The organism is Pseudomonas sp. AC136 (assembly GCF_979258585.1).
This window is the reverse complement of sequence record NZ_OZ409865.1, coordinates 5,270,571-5,287,900: the sequence shown is the minus strand read 5'-3', so window position 1 is coordinate 5,287,900 and position 17,330 is coordinate 5,270,571. Positions and strand designations below refer to the sequence as shown.

Here is a 17,330-nt window from a genome sequence, read left to right as displayed (position 1 = left end):
CTGTAGGAGCGACTTCAGTCGCGATGGCCGTTATTCGGTCTGGCATTAGAGCGGCGTTTCCAGGAATCGCGACTGAAGTCGCTCCCAAAGGTAGTTTGCGAGCGGCCATAAAAAAACCGCCGCTTGATCACTCAAGCGGCGGTTTCTGGTTCCGGGAACTGCGCGGGGGGTTAGTGCCCGCCTGCGCAGGTCGGCGAAGCTGGGGCGGCGCCGGTGGCGGCCCATTCTTCGGGTGTATAGGTATGCAGCGCCAGTGCGTGGAATTGGCCCATCAGGTCGCCCAATGTGGCGTACACCTTCTGGTGGCGCTTGACCGCATTCAGGCCAGCAAACGCTGGCGTCACCACCACGGCTTTGAAGTGGGTTTCCAGGCCACGGCTGTGCATGTGGCTTTCGTCCTGCACGTCGACGAACGAAGGGTCGAGCGCCGCCAGGGTAGTTTGAATGCGTTCACGCATAGTCATACAAGGCTCCGATTACGGCTTTTTGGCTGGGGCTGGCGCGGCTTTGGCGTCGGCGGGGGCAATTTCTTTGGTCATGTCGGCCAGCAGCTTGTTCACTTCCGGAACAGCACCTTCAAGCTTGGCTTGGGCCATTTGCGCGGACTGTGCGGTTACGCGCGGCATGGTTTCCTGCACTTTCTTGCCCAGTGGCGACTGGTAGAAGGCGATCAGGTCTTTGAGTTCCTGCTCGCTGAAGTTGGTGGTGTAGAGCTTGACCATGTCGGGCTTGAGCTTGTCCCAGGCGACAGCTTTGTCGAGCGAAGCCTTGGCTTTTGCTTTGTAGGTTTCGAGAAGGGCTTTTTTGGTTTCTGGCGCTTGGGCCTGAACGAAGCGTTGATCGAAGAGTTGATCAACTTGGGCGTAGATCGGGGCGGTGAGTTTGTCGGCGTGGGCCAGTTTCAGGAAGGTTTCAGCGTTGGCGGCGTGGCTTTTCGCGTCTGCAAATACGTTGGCGCTCAGGCAGACCATAAAGGCGGCAGTGCAAAGGGTACGAATCGGGGTCATTGGGTGTTTCCTTGGTTTTGAAAGCGGATAGAAAGAGAGAAGTAAAGGCAAATCCCGGAGGCTGGGCATTCTGCGCGTTGCTTGGACACGGCTCAAGCGCAGCGGTTGCACTGCGCTAGCCGGCGGGAAAATCCTGACAGCGGTTGAGGAGATTCCTTTGGTCCGCAAGCGAATTGCCAGCACTTGCAGCACGCCCCTTCGACGGTGCATTCTTCGCGCCAACAAATTGGCTACCCGCCGCGACACGCGCCAGAAAATGCGCCCCGTTTCCCCGGCCCGGTTTCGCCACACCCCATTGAGCAACACACGGACGTGTTCGATGAGCAACCTCAGTACCGCCCTCGCCTCCGACCCTTGGCAACCTTTATGCGATGCCAAGGGCAGGCTCCTGCCGAACGCCGTCGGCTGGTCCAGCCGCCCCCACCTGAACTGCGCCCTGCCCGGGCACTATGGCCGCCGAAAGCGCTGGAACCACTGGTGCATCACCACGCCGGACTGGATGATGGCGCTCACCGTGGCGGACCTCGATTACATCGGTTACGGCGCCGTCTATTTTCTCGACCTGCAAACCGGTCATGCCGTCGCCCACACGCAGCTGCGGCCCCTGGCGCGCGGCTGCGAGATGCCTGACACACCCTTGCAGGGTCACGTCTTCCAGCACTCGCGCCTGAACATTCGCGTAGACGAGCACCCGGGTCGCGCCCGTTTGGTGGCCACGGTGCCGGACATCGGCGGGCAAACCTTGCAGGTGGCGTTGGACGTGCAACGCCCCGGCCACCTCGACTCAGTGAACCTGGTGGTGCCGTTTGCTCAGGGCGGTTTCCACGCCACGTCCCGGCATGTGGGGCTGCCGGCCAGCGGTGACGTGCAGTTGGGCACCACGCAATACCACTGCATACCCGGCAACAGCTTTGCCGCGCTGGACTTCGGCCGCGGCGTGTGGCCGCTCAATACCCACTGGACCCGTGCCGCCTTCGCCGCGCCCGGCGGTATTGCCGGCAACTTTGGCTCCGGCTGGACGGACAACACGGGGCTGTCGGAAAACGCCTTGTGGTTTGGCGGCGAGCTGCAGCATGTCAGCAGCCCCATGACGATCAGCGGCAACCTGCACAACCCCTCCGCGCCCTGGCAGTTAAATAGCGCAGATGACCGCGTGGCTTTGGTGTTCACCCCGCGCCAGCAACATGTGGCGCGGCCGAAGGTCGGCCCGTTCTATGCCGAGACCCGTCAATGGTTCGGTCAATTCGACGGCGTGTTGCGCGGCCCAAAGGGCGAGCGCGTGCCGGTGGACGGCGCCCTCGGCTGGCTGGGCACCACCAACGCGCGGTGGTAGCCCGCCACAGCCGCGAGCAGCGAAGCGCTGTAACGTTTTATGCGCGTTACAGGGAACCTGCCCGCCAGAGCAACGCCTAAACTGCCGGAACAGTCCGCGGAGAAGAACCATGAATCGCATTGAAACCGACAGCATCGGCGCCATCGACGTTCCTGAAGCGGCGTATTGGGGCGCCCAGACGCAACGTTCGCTGATCAACTTCGCCATCGGCCAGGAACGCATGCCGCTGGCCGTGCTGCATGCCCTGGCGCTGATCAAGAAAGCCGCCGCGCGGGTGAACGACCGCATCGGCGACCTGCCGCCCGACATCGCCCGCCTGATCGAACAAGCCGCCGACGAAGTGCTCGCCGGCCAGCACGACGACCAATTCCCGCTGGTGGTGTGGCAAACCGGCAGCGGCACGCAAAGCAACATGAACGTCAACGAAGTGATTGCCGGGCGCGCCAACGAGCTGGCCGGTAAAGGACGTGGCGGCAAGGTGCCGGTGCACCCGAACGACCACGTGAACCGCTCGCAAAGCTCCAACGACGCCTTCCCCACCGCCATGCATATCGCCACCGCGCAAGCGATCACCCACGACCTGCTGCCGGCCATTGCCGAGCTCTCGGGCGGGCTTGCCGAACAGGCTGCGCGGCACATGCACCTGGTGAAAACCGGGCGCACGCACATGATGGACGCCACGCCCGTCACCTTCGGCCAGGAACTTTCCGCCTTTGTCGCCCAGCTGGGTTACGCCGAACGCGCCATCCGCGCCGCGCTGCCCGCCGTTTGCGAGCTGGCCCAAGGCGGCACCGCCGTTGGCACCGGGCTCAACTCTCCGCACGGTTTCGCCGAAGCCATCGCCGCCGAGCTGACCGCCCTTTCCGGCTTGCCGCTGGCCTCTGCGCCGAACAAGTTTGCCGCCCTCGCCGGCCACGAGCCGCTGGTGACCCTGGCCGGCGCGTTGAAAACCCTGGCCGTGGCCTTGATGAAAATCGCCAACGACCTGCGCCTGCTCGGCTCCGGCCCGCGCGCCGGATTGGCTGAAGTGCGCCTGCCGGCCAACGAGCCGGGCAGCTCGATCATGCCCGGCAAGGTCAACCCGACGCAGTGCGAAGCGCTGTCGATGTTGGCCTGCCAAGTGATGGGTAACGACACCACCATCACCTTCGCCGCCAGCCAGGGCCATTTGCAGCTCAACGTGTTCAAGCCGGTGATCATCCATAACCTGCTGCAATCCATTCGCCTGCTGGCCGACGGCTGCCGCAACTTCCAGAAGCACTGCGTGGAAGGCCTGGAGCCGGACGCCACGCAAATGGCCGCGCACCTGGAGCGCGGGCTGATGCTGGTGACCGCGCTGAATCCGCATATCGGTTACGACAAATCCGCGCAAATCGCCAAAAAGGCCTACGGCGAAGGCACTACCTTGCGCGAAGCGGCGGTAGCGCTGGGCTTTGTCACCAACGAGCAGTTCGACGAATGGGTGCGACCAGAAAGCATGCTTGAGGCCGGTAGCCATGAGTGATGAGGTCAGGAGCGGCGCCACGCCATTGGAGGGCGACGGCAAGCGAATACTGCTGATTTTGGGCACGCCCAAGGGCAACAGTTTTTGCAACGCCTTGGCCGAGGCTTACACCGTCGGCGCCCGTGGCCAAGGCCACGTGGTGCGCCAACTGAAACTCGGCGAGCTGCAGTTCGACCCGATCCTGCGCGACGGTTACGACCAAAGCCAGACACTGGAAGCCGACCTGCTCGAAGCCCAGCGCCAGATTCACTGGGCCGAGCATTTGGTGTTCGTTTATCCGGTTTGGTGGGGTGGTATTCCGGCGCTGCTCAAAGGCTTTTTCGACCGCACCTTCCTGCCTGGCTTCGCCTTCAAATACCGCAACCGCTCGCAGCTATGGGACAAACTGTTGACCGGCCGCACGGCTGATCTGCTAGTGACCATGGACACGCCGCCGTGGTACTTCCGCTGGATCTACGGCGCCCCGGCGCACCGGCAAATGACCCGCACCATTCTCGGCTTCTGCGGCATCAAAACCCGCCGTCTGGAGCAGTTCTCACCCATTCGGCCGTCGACCGAAACGCAGCGCCAGGCTTGGCTGCGTAAGGCCGAGTTGTTGGGTTCGAAGATTTAAAGATTTGAAGATTTCACACACTCTGCCGGAGCGGCCGGCAGAAAGCAGTTATTCCCCCGTCGCCCGCCGCGCCCGCAGGTTGGCCATCAGCGACGGCCCAATGGCCGTCACCGCCGAGCCCAACACCACCAGCACCGCACCGACATACGCCAGCCAATTGATCTGCTCGGGATGAACATGCTCGGGCCATAGCTGCGCGGCGGCGGCCACCGACGCAAAGGTCACCAGCGGCGTGATGGCCAGCGTTGCACTTACTCGCGAACCTTCCCAATGCGCCAGCGCTTCGGCAAACGCGCCGTACGCCACCAGCGTGTTCAGGCAGCAGGCAATCAATAACCAGAACTGCAACGCGCTCAGTTGCAACACCTGCGCCGGATGCGCCCACGGCGTGAGCAGCGCTGCGCACGCCAGGTAAATCACCATCATCACTTGCATGGAATTCCAGCGGGTCAGCAGCTGCTTCTGCGCCAGGCCGTAAAAGGTCCACACGAAGGCAGCGAGCAACACGGTGAGCACGCCGACCGTGTAGGTGCCCAGCGACGTCAGCAACTCATGCAAGCGTTGGTTGAAGAACAGGCCGAAGCCGAAAATTAGCACCGCCAGGCCAATTGCCTGGCCGACGCTAAAGCGTTCATGGAACAGCCACACGCTGCCCAGCAGAAACAGAATGGGCGCCACCTGAATCACCAATTGCGTGGTGCCGGGGCTGAGCACTTTCAGGCCGATCAGATACAGCACGTAATTGCCGATCAGGCCCAGCACGGCCACCGCCAGCAGCACCCGACCATTGCCACCGAGCAACTTGAAATCGGGCAGGCGGCGCGTCAACGCCAGGTACACCAAGAGCAGCGAGCCGGAAACGATCAGGCGATACCAAGTCACGGTGATGGGGTCCATCACCTCCAGCACTTCTTTCAATTTGATAGGAAGAACACCCCAGAGCACGGCGGTGATCAGGGCAAGCGTCAGGCCGTAAACCCAACGGCCGGAAGAAGTGTGCATGGCAGCCTCAAGTGAGCAGAGCGCAGCAAACGCTGGCAAAGCCCGCATTCTAGGCAGCCGTCCACCCGCAAACACAGGAACAGTTGAGCGCCGTAACTGTATGGCTCGCCGCCCCGACCTGGAAAACGCCATTACGCTGACGTCAATTAAGTGGAAACAGCTGTTAGTTGGTGGCGATCTACTTGGAAAAGGCCACCATTTATCGGCTAACGTGGCGAACAGGCAAAGTGTGATTACACTCACACAATCCGACTCGCCTATGGAGCCACACCCATGTTCAGCCAACGTACGCAGGATGCCGCCGCCGCTACCCATTACCGCAGTGAGCGGGTGAGCGCGGTGAATGGTCAGTATTTTTTCGCTACCCGCGAAGGCACGTTGGAAGGCCCGTATTTCACTCGCGTGGATGCTGAGCGGGAGATTGCGATGTACGTGCGCCGGCAGTTACAAGGCGACGACATTATCGAGAGCCGCACGTTTATGGATCGGCATGGGACTATTGATCACTAGGCTTCGAGATCACCGTTTTCGTCGGGAGAATCGAGGCTAAAGCCTCTCCTACAGGACGTACGCAGGCGGAGAGAATGGCGTCAGTCTTGATTGACCCCCACGTATCAACGCATAAAAAAACCGCGCCGAAGCGCGGTTTTTTGTGGGCGGCGAAACCTTATTTGTAGGTTTCGAACAGGCCTGTAGCGCCCATGCCACCGCCTACGCACATGGTCACAATGCCGTAGCGCTTGCCGCGACGACGCAGTTCACGCACTAAGTGGCCGACCTGGCGCGAGCCGGTCATGCCGAATGGGTGGCCGATGGAGATTGAGCCGCCGTTGACGTTGTATTTTTCGTTGTCGATTTTCAGAAAATCACGGGCATACAGGCACTGCGAGGCGAACGCTTCGTTCAGTTCCCACAGGTCGATGTCGTCCACTTCCAGGCCACGGGCTTTGAGCAGTTTGGGCACCGAGTACACCGGGCCGATGCCCATTTCGTCCGGCTCACAACCGGCAACGGTGAAACCGCGGAAATATGCCAGCGGTTCCAGGCCCAGTTCCTTGGCTTTATCCAGGCTCATCACCAGGGTCATGGAGGCGCCGTCCGACAGCTGCGAAGCGTTACCGGCCGTCACCGAACCGTCTTCGGCGAACACTGGTTTCAGGCCTTGCAGGCTGGCCAGGGTGGTGTCGGCACGGTTGCAATCGTCGCGATCGACCACGCCTTCAACGATGGATTTTTCGCCGGTGGCTTTGTCTTCCACTTGGTACTTGACGGCCATCGGCACGATTTCGTCGTCGAACAGGCCTTCAGCCTGGGCGCGCGCGGTGCGTTGCTGGCTTTGCAGGGCGTATTCGTCTTGCTGTTCGCGGGTGACGTTGTAGCGGCGAGCAACGATTTCAGCCGTCTGGCCCATCGGGTAATAGATGCCCGGCGAGCTGACTTTCAGCAGCGGGTTGATCAGGTTGTCGGTGTTGACGCTTTTCAGGGTCATGGTGATCGACTCAACACCACCGGCGACGATGATGTCGCTGCAGCCCGAGGCAATCTGGTTGGCGGCGATGGCAATGGCCTGCAGGCCCGAGGAGCAGAAACGGTTGAGGGTCATGCCGGCCACCTGGGTGCCCAGGCCCGACAACACGGCCACGTTGCGGCCAATGTTGTAACCCTGCGCGCCTTCGTTGGAGCCTGCGCCGACGATGCAGTCTTCTACCGAAGCCGGGTCGATCTTGTTGCGTTCCAGCAGGGCATTGACGCAATGCGCGGCCATGTCGTCCGGACGGGTCAGGTTGAACTTGCCGCGAAAGGACTTGGCCAGGCCAGTCCGCACGCTGTCGACGATCACTACTTCACGCATCACGCACCTCGTTTTTGTTCGGGAAAGATCAGGGCTGGAGTGCAGCTGGCCGTTAGGATAAAACCCCCGCAAGCGCCACGGCGATGATTATTCATCCCGTGTATGCGCAGCGATCCTGCCCTTTTCAACGCCTACACGGGTACTGCTGATCAGTCCTTGTTCAACGCGCGCTCAAGGGCGTCGTTGATGGTGCGCAGCACTTTTACCCGGGCGAAGCGTTTGTCGTTGGCCTCCACCAACGTCCAGGGCGCCAATTGCGTGCTGGTGCGGTCGACCATGTCTTCCACGGCGTCGGCGTACTGCGGCCACTTTTCCCGGTTGCGCCAGTCTTCTTCAGTGATTTTGAAACGCTTAAAGGAAATTTCCTCACGTTCCTGGAAACGCTTCAGTTGGGTTTCCGAGTCGATGGAAAGCCAGAACTTCACCACCACCACGCCCGCGCGGGTCAGCTGTTCTTCGAAGTCGTTGATCTCACCGTAGGCGCGCAGCCAGTCGGCCGGGGTGCAAAAGCCCTCAACCCGCTCGACCAGCACGCGGCCGTACCACGAGCGGTCGAACACGGTGAATTTGCCGAGCGCAGGAACGTGCCGCCAGAACCGCCACAAGTACGGCTGCGCCCGTTCTTCTTCGGTGGGCGCGGCGATTGGCACGATTCGGTATTGGCGCGGATCGAGCGCCGCCGCCACGCGGCGAATGGCGCCGCCCTTGCCGGCCGCGTCGTTGCCTTCGAACACGGTGACCAACGAATGCTTGCGAAAGCGTTTGTCGCGCATCAGCCCAGCCAGGCGTGCCTGCTCGGCTGCCAGTTGTTTTTGGTACTGCTCTTTTTCTAGCTGTTGCGTGAGATCGAGGCTGCCCAACAGGCTGCGGTTGTCGATGCTGACCGAGGCCGGCCCGGCGTGCGGATGGCGTTGCGTGCTTTCTTTGACCTTGAGCGCAGCTTGCAGCCCTTCCAGCAGGATTTTCGCCACCGTCAGGTTGCGGTAGTTCTCGTCGGCGCCTTCCACCACATACCAGGGGGCGTAATCGCGGCTGGTTTTGTGCAAAACGCGTTCACCGAAGCGCACGAAACGGTCATAGGTTTCCGATTGCTGCCAATCCAAAGGGCTCAGCCGCCAGCTGCGTTCGGGGTCGTCTTTCAGATTCTTCAGGCGGGCTTTCATCTGTTTCTTCGACAGGTGGAACCAGAATTTAAAAATCAGCGCGCCCTCGTCGCACAGCATGCGCTCCAGGTTTTCCGCGCCGATGATGGCCTGGTCGAGCACCGCGTCTTTGAAATGACCATGCACCCGGCCCTGGATCATCTGGCTGTACCAGTTGCCGAAAAAGATGCCCATGCGCCCTTTCGGCGGCAGTTGCCGCCAGTAGCGCCAGGCCGGCGGATGGGCCAGTTCCTCGTCGGTTTGCTGGTCGAAGGTGTTTACCTGAATCAGCCTGGGGTCCATCCACTCATTGAGCAGTTTGACCGTCTCGCCTTTGCCTGCGCCTTCAATGCCATTGATCAGCACGATCACCGGGAAGCGCGCCTGCTGCTGCAATTCGAATTGCGCCTCGAGCAGCGCCTCGCGCAGCGCAGGGATGGCCGCCTCGTAGTCTTCCTTATCAATGGCGTGGCCAATTTCGGCGGACTCAAACATAAAACCTCGCTCCATTCGTTAACGTGATGGGCACAGCCTAGCGGATTGCGCCGCGCTAGCCATGCCCGGCGGCAGGATCGGCTAGAATGCGCGACTTGCCGCGCCAGAACCGATCATGTCCGACAGCCCTCTTTCCCCCGCAACCAGCACCGCCCAGCTCGATTGGGATGAACTCGGCCAGCCGCATTCGCGGGCCTATGGCGATGTGTATTTCTCCAACAGCGCCGGGCTTGATGAACCGCGCTACGTCTTTCTTGATAACAACGACCTACCCGCTCGCTTCGCCGCCCTACCGGAGCACGGCAAGCTGGTGATTGGCGAAACCGGTTTTGGCACCGGTCTGAATTTTCTCTGCGCCTGGGAGTTGTTTGCGCGCACCGCACCGGCCGGGGCGCAGCTGCATTTTGTCAGTGTCGAAAAATACCCACTCAGCCACGCTGACCTGCAACGGGCGCTGTCGCTGTGGCCAGCGTTGCAGCCGTTTTCCGAGCCATTGCTGGATCAATACGTGGCCTTGCACCCCGGTTTCCAGCGCGTGTTGTTCGACGGCGGCCGCGTGGTGCTGACGCTGTTGATCGGCGATGTAATGGAGCTGCTGCCACAACTCGACGCTGACATTGACGCCTGGTTTCTCGACGGCTTCGCGCCGGCGAAAAACCCGGACATGTGGTCGCCGCAACTGTTTAGCGAACTGGCGCGGCTGTCGACGCCGCGCACGACCCTGGGCACCTTCACCACGGCGGGCGTCGTGCGCCGGGCGCTGAAAGCGGTCGGTTTCAAACTCAAGCGTGTGCCTGGCCTGGGGCATAAATGGGAAGTGTTGAAGGGGCATTTCATTGGCCTGGAAGACGCGCCTGCTACGCCTCCCTCGCCCGCCTGGTACGCCCGCCCCGCGCCGCTCGGCGGCCCGCGCACGGCCCTGGTGGTGGGCGCCGGGCTGGCCGGCTGCGCCACCGCAAACAGCCTGGCAGCGCGCGGCTGGCAGGTGACGCTGCTGGAGCGCCATGGCGAGTTGGCGCAGGAAGGCTCGGGCAATCCGCAGGGCGTGCTGTACCTCAAACTGTCCGCCCACGGCACCACGTTGTCGCGGCTGATCGTGGCGGGTTTCGGTCATACCCGTCGGCAAATCCAACGCTTGCAGCTTGGGCAGGATTGGGACGCTTGCGGCGTGCTGCAACTGGCATTCGATGACAAAGAAGCCGCGCGCCAGGCGAAGCTTGCGGCCGCGTTTCCCGCCGACTTGTTGCATTCGCTGAACCGGGAACAGGCCGAGCAACACGCCGGCATCGCATTGGCCAGCGGCGGGCTGTTCTTTCCGAACGGCGGTTGGGTGCATCCGCCGGCGTTGTGCCAGTTGCTGGCCCAACACCCTGGCGTGCAATTGCTCACCCATCACAACGTGCTCGAACTGCATCAGCACAGCGGCCAGTGGCACGCGCGCGATGGCGAGCGTGAAGTCGCCAGCGCCAGCGTCGTGGTGCTGGCCGGCGCCGCCGATGTGCGCGCGTTTGCGCCCACCGCATCACTACCGCTTAAACGCATTCGCGGCCAAATCACGCGCCTGCCACAAACACCGCAGAGCCGTTCGCTGAGCACTGTGGTGTGCGCCGAAGGCTACGTTGCGCCGGCGCGCGATGGCGAACACACCCTAGGCGCCAGCTTCGACTTTCACAGCGATGACCTGACCGTTAAGGCGAGCGAGCACGCGAGCAATCTGCACATGCTTGAGGACATTTCCAGCGACCTGGCTGAGCGACTCAATGCCCGACAATTGCCGGTGGACGAGCTGCAAGGCCGCGCCGCTTTTCGCTGCACCAGCCCGGATTATTTGCCAATCGTTGGTCCGGTCGCCGACGCTGACGCCTTTGCCAGCGTCTACGCCGTACTGCGCAAAGACGCCCGGCAAAGTCCCGACAGCCCCTGCCCGTGGCTGCCCGGTTTGTATGTGAACAGCGGGCACGGTTCGCGCGGGCTGATCACCGCGCCGCTGGCCGGCGAACTGCTTGCCGCCTGGCTGAACAACGAACCGCTGCCGGTGCCGCGGGATGTCGCCGAAGCCTGTCATCCCAATCGGTTTGCCCTGCGAAAGTTGGTGCGCGGTTAGGGCGGTTCATGCCCGCGTGTGCCGAGCGCGTCACGAATGCCCGCCCGCTGGGCTACGCTTGCATCACTCAGCCCCTAGAACAGGCAACTCCGTGCTATGCAGCGCACGCAAACATTACACATCGATCGGCTACGCGGCCTCACCTACGGCCTGGTGTGTTTTGGTTTGACCGTGGTGCTGGCCCTGGAAGGCTGGCAGCTTTATCAGTCTTATCGCCAAGCGTTTTTCCAGGCCCGTCAAGCGGCCACCAACCTGACGCGGGCCACCGAAACCCATGTAAGGGGCGCCATTCGCCAGGCCGACACCCTGGTGCTAGGCATTGTCGAACGCAGCGAATGGGAAAGCCTTTCCGGCCTGAATGCCGCGCGGATGCAGCTGTACCTCAAAGGCCAGATGACCGTCCTGCCGCAACTGCATGGGCTATTTATTTACGGCCCCAGCGGCGAATGGCTGGTGACCGACAAAGACAGCATCCCGCCCAACGCCAATAACGCCGACCGCGAATATTTCGTGTACCACCGCACCCATTCCGAGCGCGGCGTGCACGTCGGCAAGGTCATCACCAGCCGCTCTACCGGCGAGCTGATCATTCCGGTCTCGCGGCGCATTAACAACCCGGACGGTAGCTTTGCGGGCGTCGCGCTGGCCACGCTCAAGCTCAGCTATTTCAACGACTTTTACGCCCAGTTTCGCACCAGCAAGGAAGACGCCTTCACCCTCACGTATGCCGACGGCACCATCCTGGTCCGTCGCCCGTACGTAGCTGAACTGATCGGCACCAGCATTGCCCATGGCCCCATTTTTACCGAGTACCTGACGCGGCAGAGTTCAGGCTCGGCGCTTATCGAATCATCCGTCGACGGCAAGGAACGCATGTACAGCTATCAACGCTTCAGCGACTTCCCGCTGGTGGCGATTTCCGGCATTTCCGCCAAAGCCATTCGCTTGCCCTGGTGGCGGCAACTGATCGTTGCCAGCGTGGTGTTCGCACTCATTGGCTTGAGCATGTTGGCCTTTGCCCGCGTGCTGCTACAGCAGATTTCGCGCAGCGAACTGGCCGAAAAAGAACGCCACGACGCCCACGAAGCCCTGCAGAAATTCTCGATAGAAGACGCCCTCACCGGCCTGGCCAACCGCCGCCGGCTGGACGAAGTATTGCCTCAGGAATTGGGCCGCGTGCGCCGCACTCAGGCGCCGCTGGGCGTGATCATGTTGGATATCGACCACTTCAAGCTCTACAACGACCGCTACGGCCACGTCGCCGGCGATGCGTGCATTCAGGCCGTGGCAAAAGTGCTGGCGGCCTGGGCCCGCCGTGCCGAAGACCTACCCGCTCGCTATGGCGGCGAAGAAATGATGCTGTTGCTACCCGGTTCTGACCAGGCCAACACCTTGAAAATGGCTGAAGGGATTCGCAAGGCCGTGCAGGAGCTGGCCCGCGAACACCTGGCCAGCCCACTGCAAACCGTGACGGTGAGTATCGGCGTCACGGTGGCGTATGCCCAACAAGCCGAGCAAGACAACGTGCCCGATTTAATCAAGCAAGCCGACACCGCGCTGTACGAGGCCAAGCGTGGCGGACGCAATCAGGTGTGTGTCTACCAGGCGCCTGAGGCGGCCACCCGGCACGGCAGCTAACCACAGCGCGCCCGGCTCGTTACCGTCGCGCTTACACCAACCCTTCGGCCTTTAGCGCCTCGACCACTTTTGGCCGCGCCGCAACGCGTGCCGAAAACGCTTGTACCGCCGGCCACGGCGCCAGGGAAAAACCGACCACGTTGGCCCAGTTGAGCACGGTGAACAGGTACGCATCGGCCACGGTGAATTGGTTGCCGAGCAGGTAGTCGTTATCGGCCAACTGAGCGGTGACGTAGTCCAGGCGCTTGGTCAGCGTGGCGCTGACGGCGGCTTTCCAATCAGCCGATTGCGCCGGGTTGAACATCGAGCCCATCGGCTTGTGAATTTCCGAACCGATAAAGGTCAGCCACTCTTGCAACTGATAGCGCGCAAAGGTGCCGGCCGCCGGTGCCAAGCCGCTTTGCGGGCTTTGGTCGGCGATGTACTGCAGCAACGCCGCGCCTTCGGTCAGCAACTGGCCGTTATCCAAGGTGAGGGCCGGCACGTAGCCTTTTTTGTTGATCGCAGTGAAGTCGGCGCCGCTCGCGGTGACTTTGGCTTTGAGGTCGACCTTCTCGGTCTCGAACGCCAAGCCGGCTTCCAGCAAGGCGATGTGGGGAGCCAACGAGCAGGCGCCTGGGGAGAAATACAGTTTCATAAGCAATCCTTCACTCAGTAATGGAGCGTGGCAGGCGCGTGGGAAGCACGCGTGCACTGAGCTTAGCGATTGCTTTCTCTGGCACAAGTACCCACCTTGCGGTAAGTATGCATTTGATATCTCTGACTAATTTGAAAGCGCCTTTATGCTCGATCAGCACGACCACGCCGCCTGCCGTGCCGGCAATGTATTCAGCGTCACCTGCCCGGCACGCTACGTCCTCGATGTGCTGGCCGATAAATGGGCGCTGTTGCTGATTCACACCCTGGCCCACGGCACACGCCGCACCGCTGAACTGCGGCGGCAAGTGGACGGCATTTCCGAAAAAATGCTGATTCAGACCCTGCGCCGGCTGGAGAAATTCGGCCTGGTTACGCGCACCGCCTACCCCGAAGTACCGCCGCGTGTGGAGTACTCGCTGACGGCGTTGGGTTTGTCGCTGAGCGAACCGATTCGGGCACTGGATCACTGGGTAGAGCGCAACATCGACGCCCTTAACCAAGCCCAAGCCGCGTTTGAAGAAAAGACCGTCGAGGCCTCGGCATGACAGACGCCACGCTCTCGGCCCAGCGCTGGCAAACGCTGTGGCAGCGCCTCGGTGCCGTTGCGCCCGAAGGCAGTTTCGCCACCCTCGCCGCGCATTACGCCGAACCGCAGCGCCATTACCACAACGGCGCCCATATCAACGCCTGCTTGCAGCACCTCGACCATTTCCAGCACCTGGCTGGCGATCTGCCCGCGGTGGAATTTGCCCTGTGGACACACGACGCCATCTACCACACCCAGCGCCAGGACAACGAAGCCGCCAGCGCCGATCTGGCCGAAGCCTGGCTGCGTGAGGCCGGCTTGCCCGAGCACATCGCCAGCGTGCGCCGGCACATTCTCGCCACCGCCCACGTTGAGCCCGCCGCAGCGGATGATGCGGGGCTGGTGGTGGATATCGATTTATCCGTACTCGCCCTGCCCGCCGACGCTTACCACGCCTACACCGAAGCCATTCGCGCCGAATTTGCCTGGGTGCCCGAGGCGCTGTTCAACGCCGGCCGCGCCAAGGTGCTCAACACTTTGTTGGCTATGCCCAACCTTTACAGCCACGAAGAAATTCGCGCGCTGTGGGAAGCCAAAGCACGGGCCAACCTGCAAGCAGAACTGGTGCGATTACTGGCCTGACGCGGCCCGCAGGTCGCGGCTCATTAACGACTGCGGCTTTCCCCAGCGCTCGAACTGTTCAACCATCACCCAGCCGCGCTTGGCGTAATAGTCGGCGCGGTCTTGCGTGTGCAAATACAAGCGTTCCACACCCTCGATTCGCGCCCGCTCACAGACCTTTCCCACCAGCGCCTCGGCGATGCCCTGCCCGCGCGCCTGCGGGGTTACGAACACGCAGGCCAGCCACGGCCCGAGTTCGTCACGGCCGGGGAGATCGTCGCTGGCCAGTGCCGCGCCGCCCAGCAATTGGCCGTTGTCGACAGCCACCACGCTGGGCCAGTCGCCATTGTGCTGGCCGGCAGCAAATTCGTGCTGCCACGCAGCCAACGACTGACCGACGTACTCGTAACTGAATTGCTCGTACAGCCAGGCGGCCATCGTGGGGCAATGCTCCATGTGCTCGTGCAACCAGAAAAACTGCGGCATGAGTAACTCCCTGAAAATGAGGTGCCGAGGGTAAAGCGCGCGCGCCGCTGTGTCATTCAGTGACACAAACGGGTGCACTGCCGCGCTTCGTTTTCGCCCGCGCGCACCAAAACGACGCGCCAGACTGCGCCGCACCGTTGGCCGCGCCTTGCATCGACGCCGCAGCGGCGCGGTCCGGAACTTGCTAGTTAAATGGCTCATTGCCAGCACCGGCAGCCCGACAGCGTTCTGTACAACGGAACGCTGGCAAGATCCTTTGAGGAGTCGTCGTTCATGCAGTCCGTGTTATCCCCTGGGATCCATCTTCTGAGCCGCTTCGGCTTTGCCCGAAAATTCCAACTGCTGTTCCTGCTATTCGCCCTGCCGCTGGCGGGCAGCTTGTGGATGGTCAGCCAAACCTTTCAAGCCAAGCTGGCGGTGATCGCTAAGGAACACAGCGGCGTGCGCCAGCTGTTAGCGCTGGATGCGGTGGACCAGCAGTTGTCAGCCCGGCGCAACCTGGCCGCGCGCTGGAAAGCCGTCGACACCGCCCGCGTGCCCGGCGCCGATGCGCAACAAGCCATTACCCAACTCGACAACTCCATGCCGGCGTTGCGTTCGGCCATGGACACCTTCGCCGAAACGCTGCGCGCAGAAGGCGCCAGCGACGACGTGCAAAAGCGCCTGCAAGAGCTGCTAACCGGCGCCGCGCAATTGGAGTTAGCGAGCCTGCGCACGGTCGGCTGGTGGCCGGATGCGCTCGACCGTTTCACCGCCATGAAGGCGAGCTTGCAAGGGCTGCGCGACCAGATCGCGATCGACAGTGGTTTGACGCTCGACCCGTCGGTGGAAGGTTATTTGCTGATGCAGATCGCCACGCAACAGGCGCCGGAAATGATCGAACGCGTCGGTCGCCTGGCGAGCATGGGCGAAGCGTCGGTTGCGGCCGGTCAGTTCAGCCTGCAAAGCCGTTTGCAACTGCGCGACCTGCGTGCCCGCATCAACGACGCTCGCGCGCAATTGGACAAAACCGGCGCCACCCTGCAAGCCAAGCTGCCGGCCGCGCTCAGCGCGTGGGCCGATCAATACAGCGCCACTCAGCAAACCCTTAACACCGAACTCAAAGCCCTGGACGACGGCTTGTTCGGCGACACCATCAGCATGAAAGGCCCCACTTTCCAGCGCACCATGGACAGCCTGCTCAGCACCCTGTCGGCATTGCGCCAGCAGTCGCTGCAATCGCTCGACGCGCGCCTGGATTTCTACCACAACCGCGCCATCGCCCAAGCCGTTCCAGTGGCCGTGGCTTTTGGCCTGTTGTTGCTGGCGGCCGTGTATTTGTTTGTGTGTCTGCAAAGCTCGATTCGCCGCAGCGCCAGTGGCATTACCACCCTTGCCCAGTCGCTGCGCGACGGCAATTTGTGCGTGGAAGTGGCGGTGCAGGGACGCGACGAACTGGCCGCCATCAGCACCGCGCTGAACGCCGCCGTGGTGCAACTGCGCACCAGCTTGCTGGGTGTGAACCACGAGACGTACCAGCTCAGCGACGCCGTCGTCACCTTAAACTCCCACTCCACCGACACCCTCGGTGAAGTGGAAGCGCAGCAACATCAGATCAGCCAGATCGCCACCGCCGCCACGCAACTGGCCGCCACCTCGCTCGGCGTGGCGAAAAGCTGCGAGCAAGCCTCGGCCAGCGTGCGCCAAACCCGCGCCATCGCCGAAGCCAGCAACCGCGACAGCGAACGCACCACCGCCAGCATTCAGGAACTCAACCAACGCCTGAGCGACACCGCCGAAGCGTTGGGGCGCGTGAGCGATCAGGGCCAGCAGATTCATTCGGTCGTCGACAGCATCCGTGGCATCGCCGAGCAGACAAACTTGTTGGCGCTGAACGCCGCCATCGAAGCCGCCCGCGCCGGCGATCAGGGCCGTGGCTTTGCCGTGGTGGCTGATGAGGTGCGCAGCCTGTCGCAACGTACCCAAGCCTCCACGCTGCAAATCGCCACCACCGTGGAAAGCCTACGCAGCACCGTGCGCCAGGCGGTGGAACTGATGGAAGCGGCGTGCGGCCAAGCGCAGAGCGATGCCACTGCCGTGACCGGGTTGGGCGTCAGCCTCGGTGAAATCGCCAGTGCGGTTCAAGGCGTGAGCGACACCCTGGCGCAAATCGCCACTGCCGTGGAAGAACAAGCCACCACCGCCGATGCCGTCAGCGGCAGCATTCAGCAAGTGGACCAAGCCGCCATCCGCCTGCTCGACGGCGCCCGTGCGGTCAATCAGGCGGCCGACCGTTTAAGCCAAGGCAGCCGCGCGCTGAACGACAACACGGCGCGCTTTAGCCTCGGTTAAAACAAACGAGCCCCCGCGTTTCGGCGGGGGCTCGTGC

General features: G+C 62.3%; 16 protein-coding genes. 9 read left to right on the top strand and 7 right to left on the bottom strand.

Going from position 1 to position 17,330, the window contains the following annotated elements; genetic code table 11:
* Positions 1-170 precede the first annotated feature (170 nt).
* Entirely contained in the window at positions 171-464 is a 294-nt protein-coding gene (locus tag ACZZZU_RS23750) for a BolA family protein (RefSeq protein WP_463383132.1), read from the bottom strand.
* Positions 465-476: 12 nt separating this feature from the next.
* The gene (locus ACZZZU_RS23745; protein WP_122495045.1) at positions 477-1,007 is read right to left on the bottom strand and encodes a DUF2059 domain-containing protein; all 531 of its coding nucleotides are present in this window, start codon (positions 1,005-1,007) and stop codon (positions 477-479) included.
* Between the two features lie 319 nt (positions 1,008-1,326).
* Between ACZZZU_RS23745 and ACZZZU_RS23740 the strand changes: the two genes are divergently transcribed.
* From ACZZZU_RS23740 to ACZZZU_RS23730, 3 genes are all read left to right on the top strand, one after another.
* Positions 1,327-2,340 (top strand): DUF2804 domain-containing protein, encoded by a 1,014-nt coding sequence (locus ACZZZU_RS23740; RefSeq protein WP_463552021.1) that lies wholly within the window; start codon positions 1,327-1,329, stop codon positions 2,338-2,340.
* Between the two features lie 109 nt (positions 2,341-2,449).
* Positions 2,450-3,844: a class II fumarate hydratase gene (locus ACZZZU_RS23735; protein WP_463383134.1), complete on the top strand. Its 1,395-nt coding sequence runs from the start codon at positions 2,450-2,452 to the stop codon at positions 3,842-3,844.
* Positions 3,837-4,457, top strand: coding sequence for an NAD(P)H-dependent oxidoreductase (locus tag ACZZZU_RS23730; RefSeq protein WP_463552020.1), 621 nt, complete (start codon positions 3,837-3,839; stop codon positions 4,455-4,457). The genes ACZZZU_RS23735 and ACZZZU_RS23730 overlap by 8 nt, the downstream gene beginning before the upstream one ends.
* A 48-nt stretch (positions 4,458-4,505) precedes the next feature.
* Here ACZZZU_RS23730 and ACZZZU_RS23725 read toward each other — a convergent pair whose 3' ends face one another.
* Positions 4,506-5,459 carry a DMT family transporter gene (locus ACZZZU_RS23725; RefSeq protein WP_463552019.1) on the bottom strand — a complete coding sequence of 318 codons (954 nt, stop codon included), beginning with the start codon at positions 5,457-5,459 and terminating at the stop codon, positions 4,506-4,508.
* A 273-nt stretch (positions 5,460-5,732) separates the two neighbouring features.
* Here ACZZZU_RS23725 and ACZZZU_RS23720 point away from each other — a divergent pair, with 273 nt between their 5' ends.
* The gene (locus ACZZZU_RS23720; RefSeq protein ID WP_122495035.1) at positions 5,733-5,969 is read left to right on the top strand and encodes a DUF6316 family protein; all 237 of its coding nucleotides are present in this window, start codon (positions 5,733-5,735) and stop codon (positions 5,967-5,969) included.
* Between the two features lie 157 nt (positions 5,970-6,126).
* Here the strand turns inward: ACZZZU_RS23720 and ACZZZU_RS23715 are convergent, their stop codons facing one another.
* Together ACZZZU_RS23715 and pap are read right to left on the bottom strand one after the other, a co-directional pair.
* Positions 6,127-7,311: a thiolase family protein gene (locus ACZZZU_RS23715; protein ID WP_463383137.1), complete on the bottom strand. Its 1,185-nt coding sequence runs from the start codon at positions 7,309-7,311 to the stop codon at positions 6,127-6,129.
* A gap of 149 nt (positions 7,312-7,460) precedes the next feature.
* Complete coding sequence (gene pap, locus ACZZZU_RS23710) at positions 7,461-8,948, bottom strand: polyphosphate:AMP phosphotransferase (RefSeq protein ID WP_122495031.1); 1,488 nt, start codon at positions 8,946-8,948, stop codon at positions 7,461-7,463.
* A gap of 115 nt (positions 8,949-9,063) precedes the next feature.
* Here pap and mnmC point away from each other — a divergent pair, with 115 nt between their 5' ends.
* Positions 9,064-11,052, top strand: coding sequence for a bifunctional tRNA (5-methylaminomethyl-2-thiouridine)(34)-methyltransferase MnmC2/FAD-dependent 5-carboxymethylaminomethyl-2-thiouridine(34) oxidoreductase MnmC1 (mnmC, locus tag ACZZZU_RS23705; RefSeq protein WP_463552018.1), 1,989 nt, complete (start codon positions 9,064-9,066; stop codon positions 11,050-11,052).
* Positions 11,053-11,148: 96 nt separating this feature from the next.
* Positions 11,149-12,690: a sensor domain-containing diguanylate cyclase gene (locus tag ACZZZU_RS23700; RefSeq protein WP_463552017.1), complete on the top strand. Its 1,542-nt coding sequence runs from the start codon at positions 11,149-11,151 to the stop codon at positions 12,688-12,690.
* A 31-nt stretch (positions 12,691-12,721) separates the two neighbouring features.
* Here the strand turns inward: ACZZZU_RS23700 and gstA are convergent, their stop codons facing one another.
* Complete coding sequence (gstA, locus tag ACZZZU_RS23695; protein WP_122495025.1) at positions 12,722-13,327, bottom strand: glutathione transferase GstA; 606 nt, start codon at positions 13,325-13,327, stop codon at positions 12,722-12,724.
* A 145-nt stretch (positions 13,328-13,472) separates the two neighbouring features.
* Between gstA and ACZZZU_RS23690 the strand changes: the two genes are divergently transcribed.
* Together ACZZZU_RS23690 and ACZZZU_RS23685 are read left to right on the top strand one after the other, a co-directional pair.
* Complete coding sequence (locus tag ACZZZU_RS23690) at positions 13,473-13,874, top strand: winged helix-turn-helix transcriptional regulator (RefSeq protein WP_463383140.1); 402 nt, start codon at positions 13,473-13,475, stop codon at positions 13,872-13,874.
* Complete coding sequence (locus ACZZZU_RS23685) at positions 13,871-14,497, top strand: HD domain-containing protein (protein ID WP_463552016.1); 627 nt, start codon at positions 13,871-13,873, stop codon at positions 14,495-14,497. Before ACZZZU_RS23690 ends, ACZZZU_RS23685 begins: the two co-directional genes overlap by 4 nt.
* Here the strand turns inward: ACZZZU_RS23685 and ACZZZU_RS23680 are convergent.
* Positions 14,486-14,962: a GNAT family N-acetyltransferase gene (locus tag ACZZZU_RS23680; protein WP_463552015.1), complete on the bottom strand. Its 477-nt coding sequence runs from the start codon at positions 14,960-14,962 to the stop codon at positions 14,486-14,488. The two genes, ACZZZU_RS23685 and ACZZZU_RS23680, sit on opposite strands and share 12 nt — an antisense overlap.
* A 192-nt stretch (positions 14,963-15,154) precedes the next feature.
* Here ACZZZU_RS23680 and ACZZZU_RS23675 point away from each other — a divergent pair, with 192 nt between their 5' ends.
* Complete coding sequence (locus ACZZZU_RS23675) at positions 15,155-17,293, top strand: methyl-accepting chemotaxis protein (RefSeq protein WP_463552014.1); 2,139 nt, start codon at positions 15,155-15,157, stop codon at positions 17,291-17,293.
* The last annotated feature ends 37 nt before the right edge of the window (positions 17,294-17,330 follow it).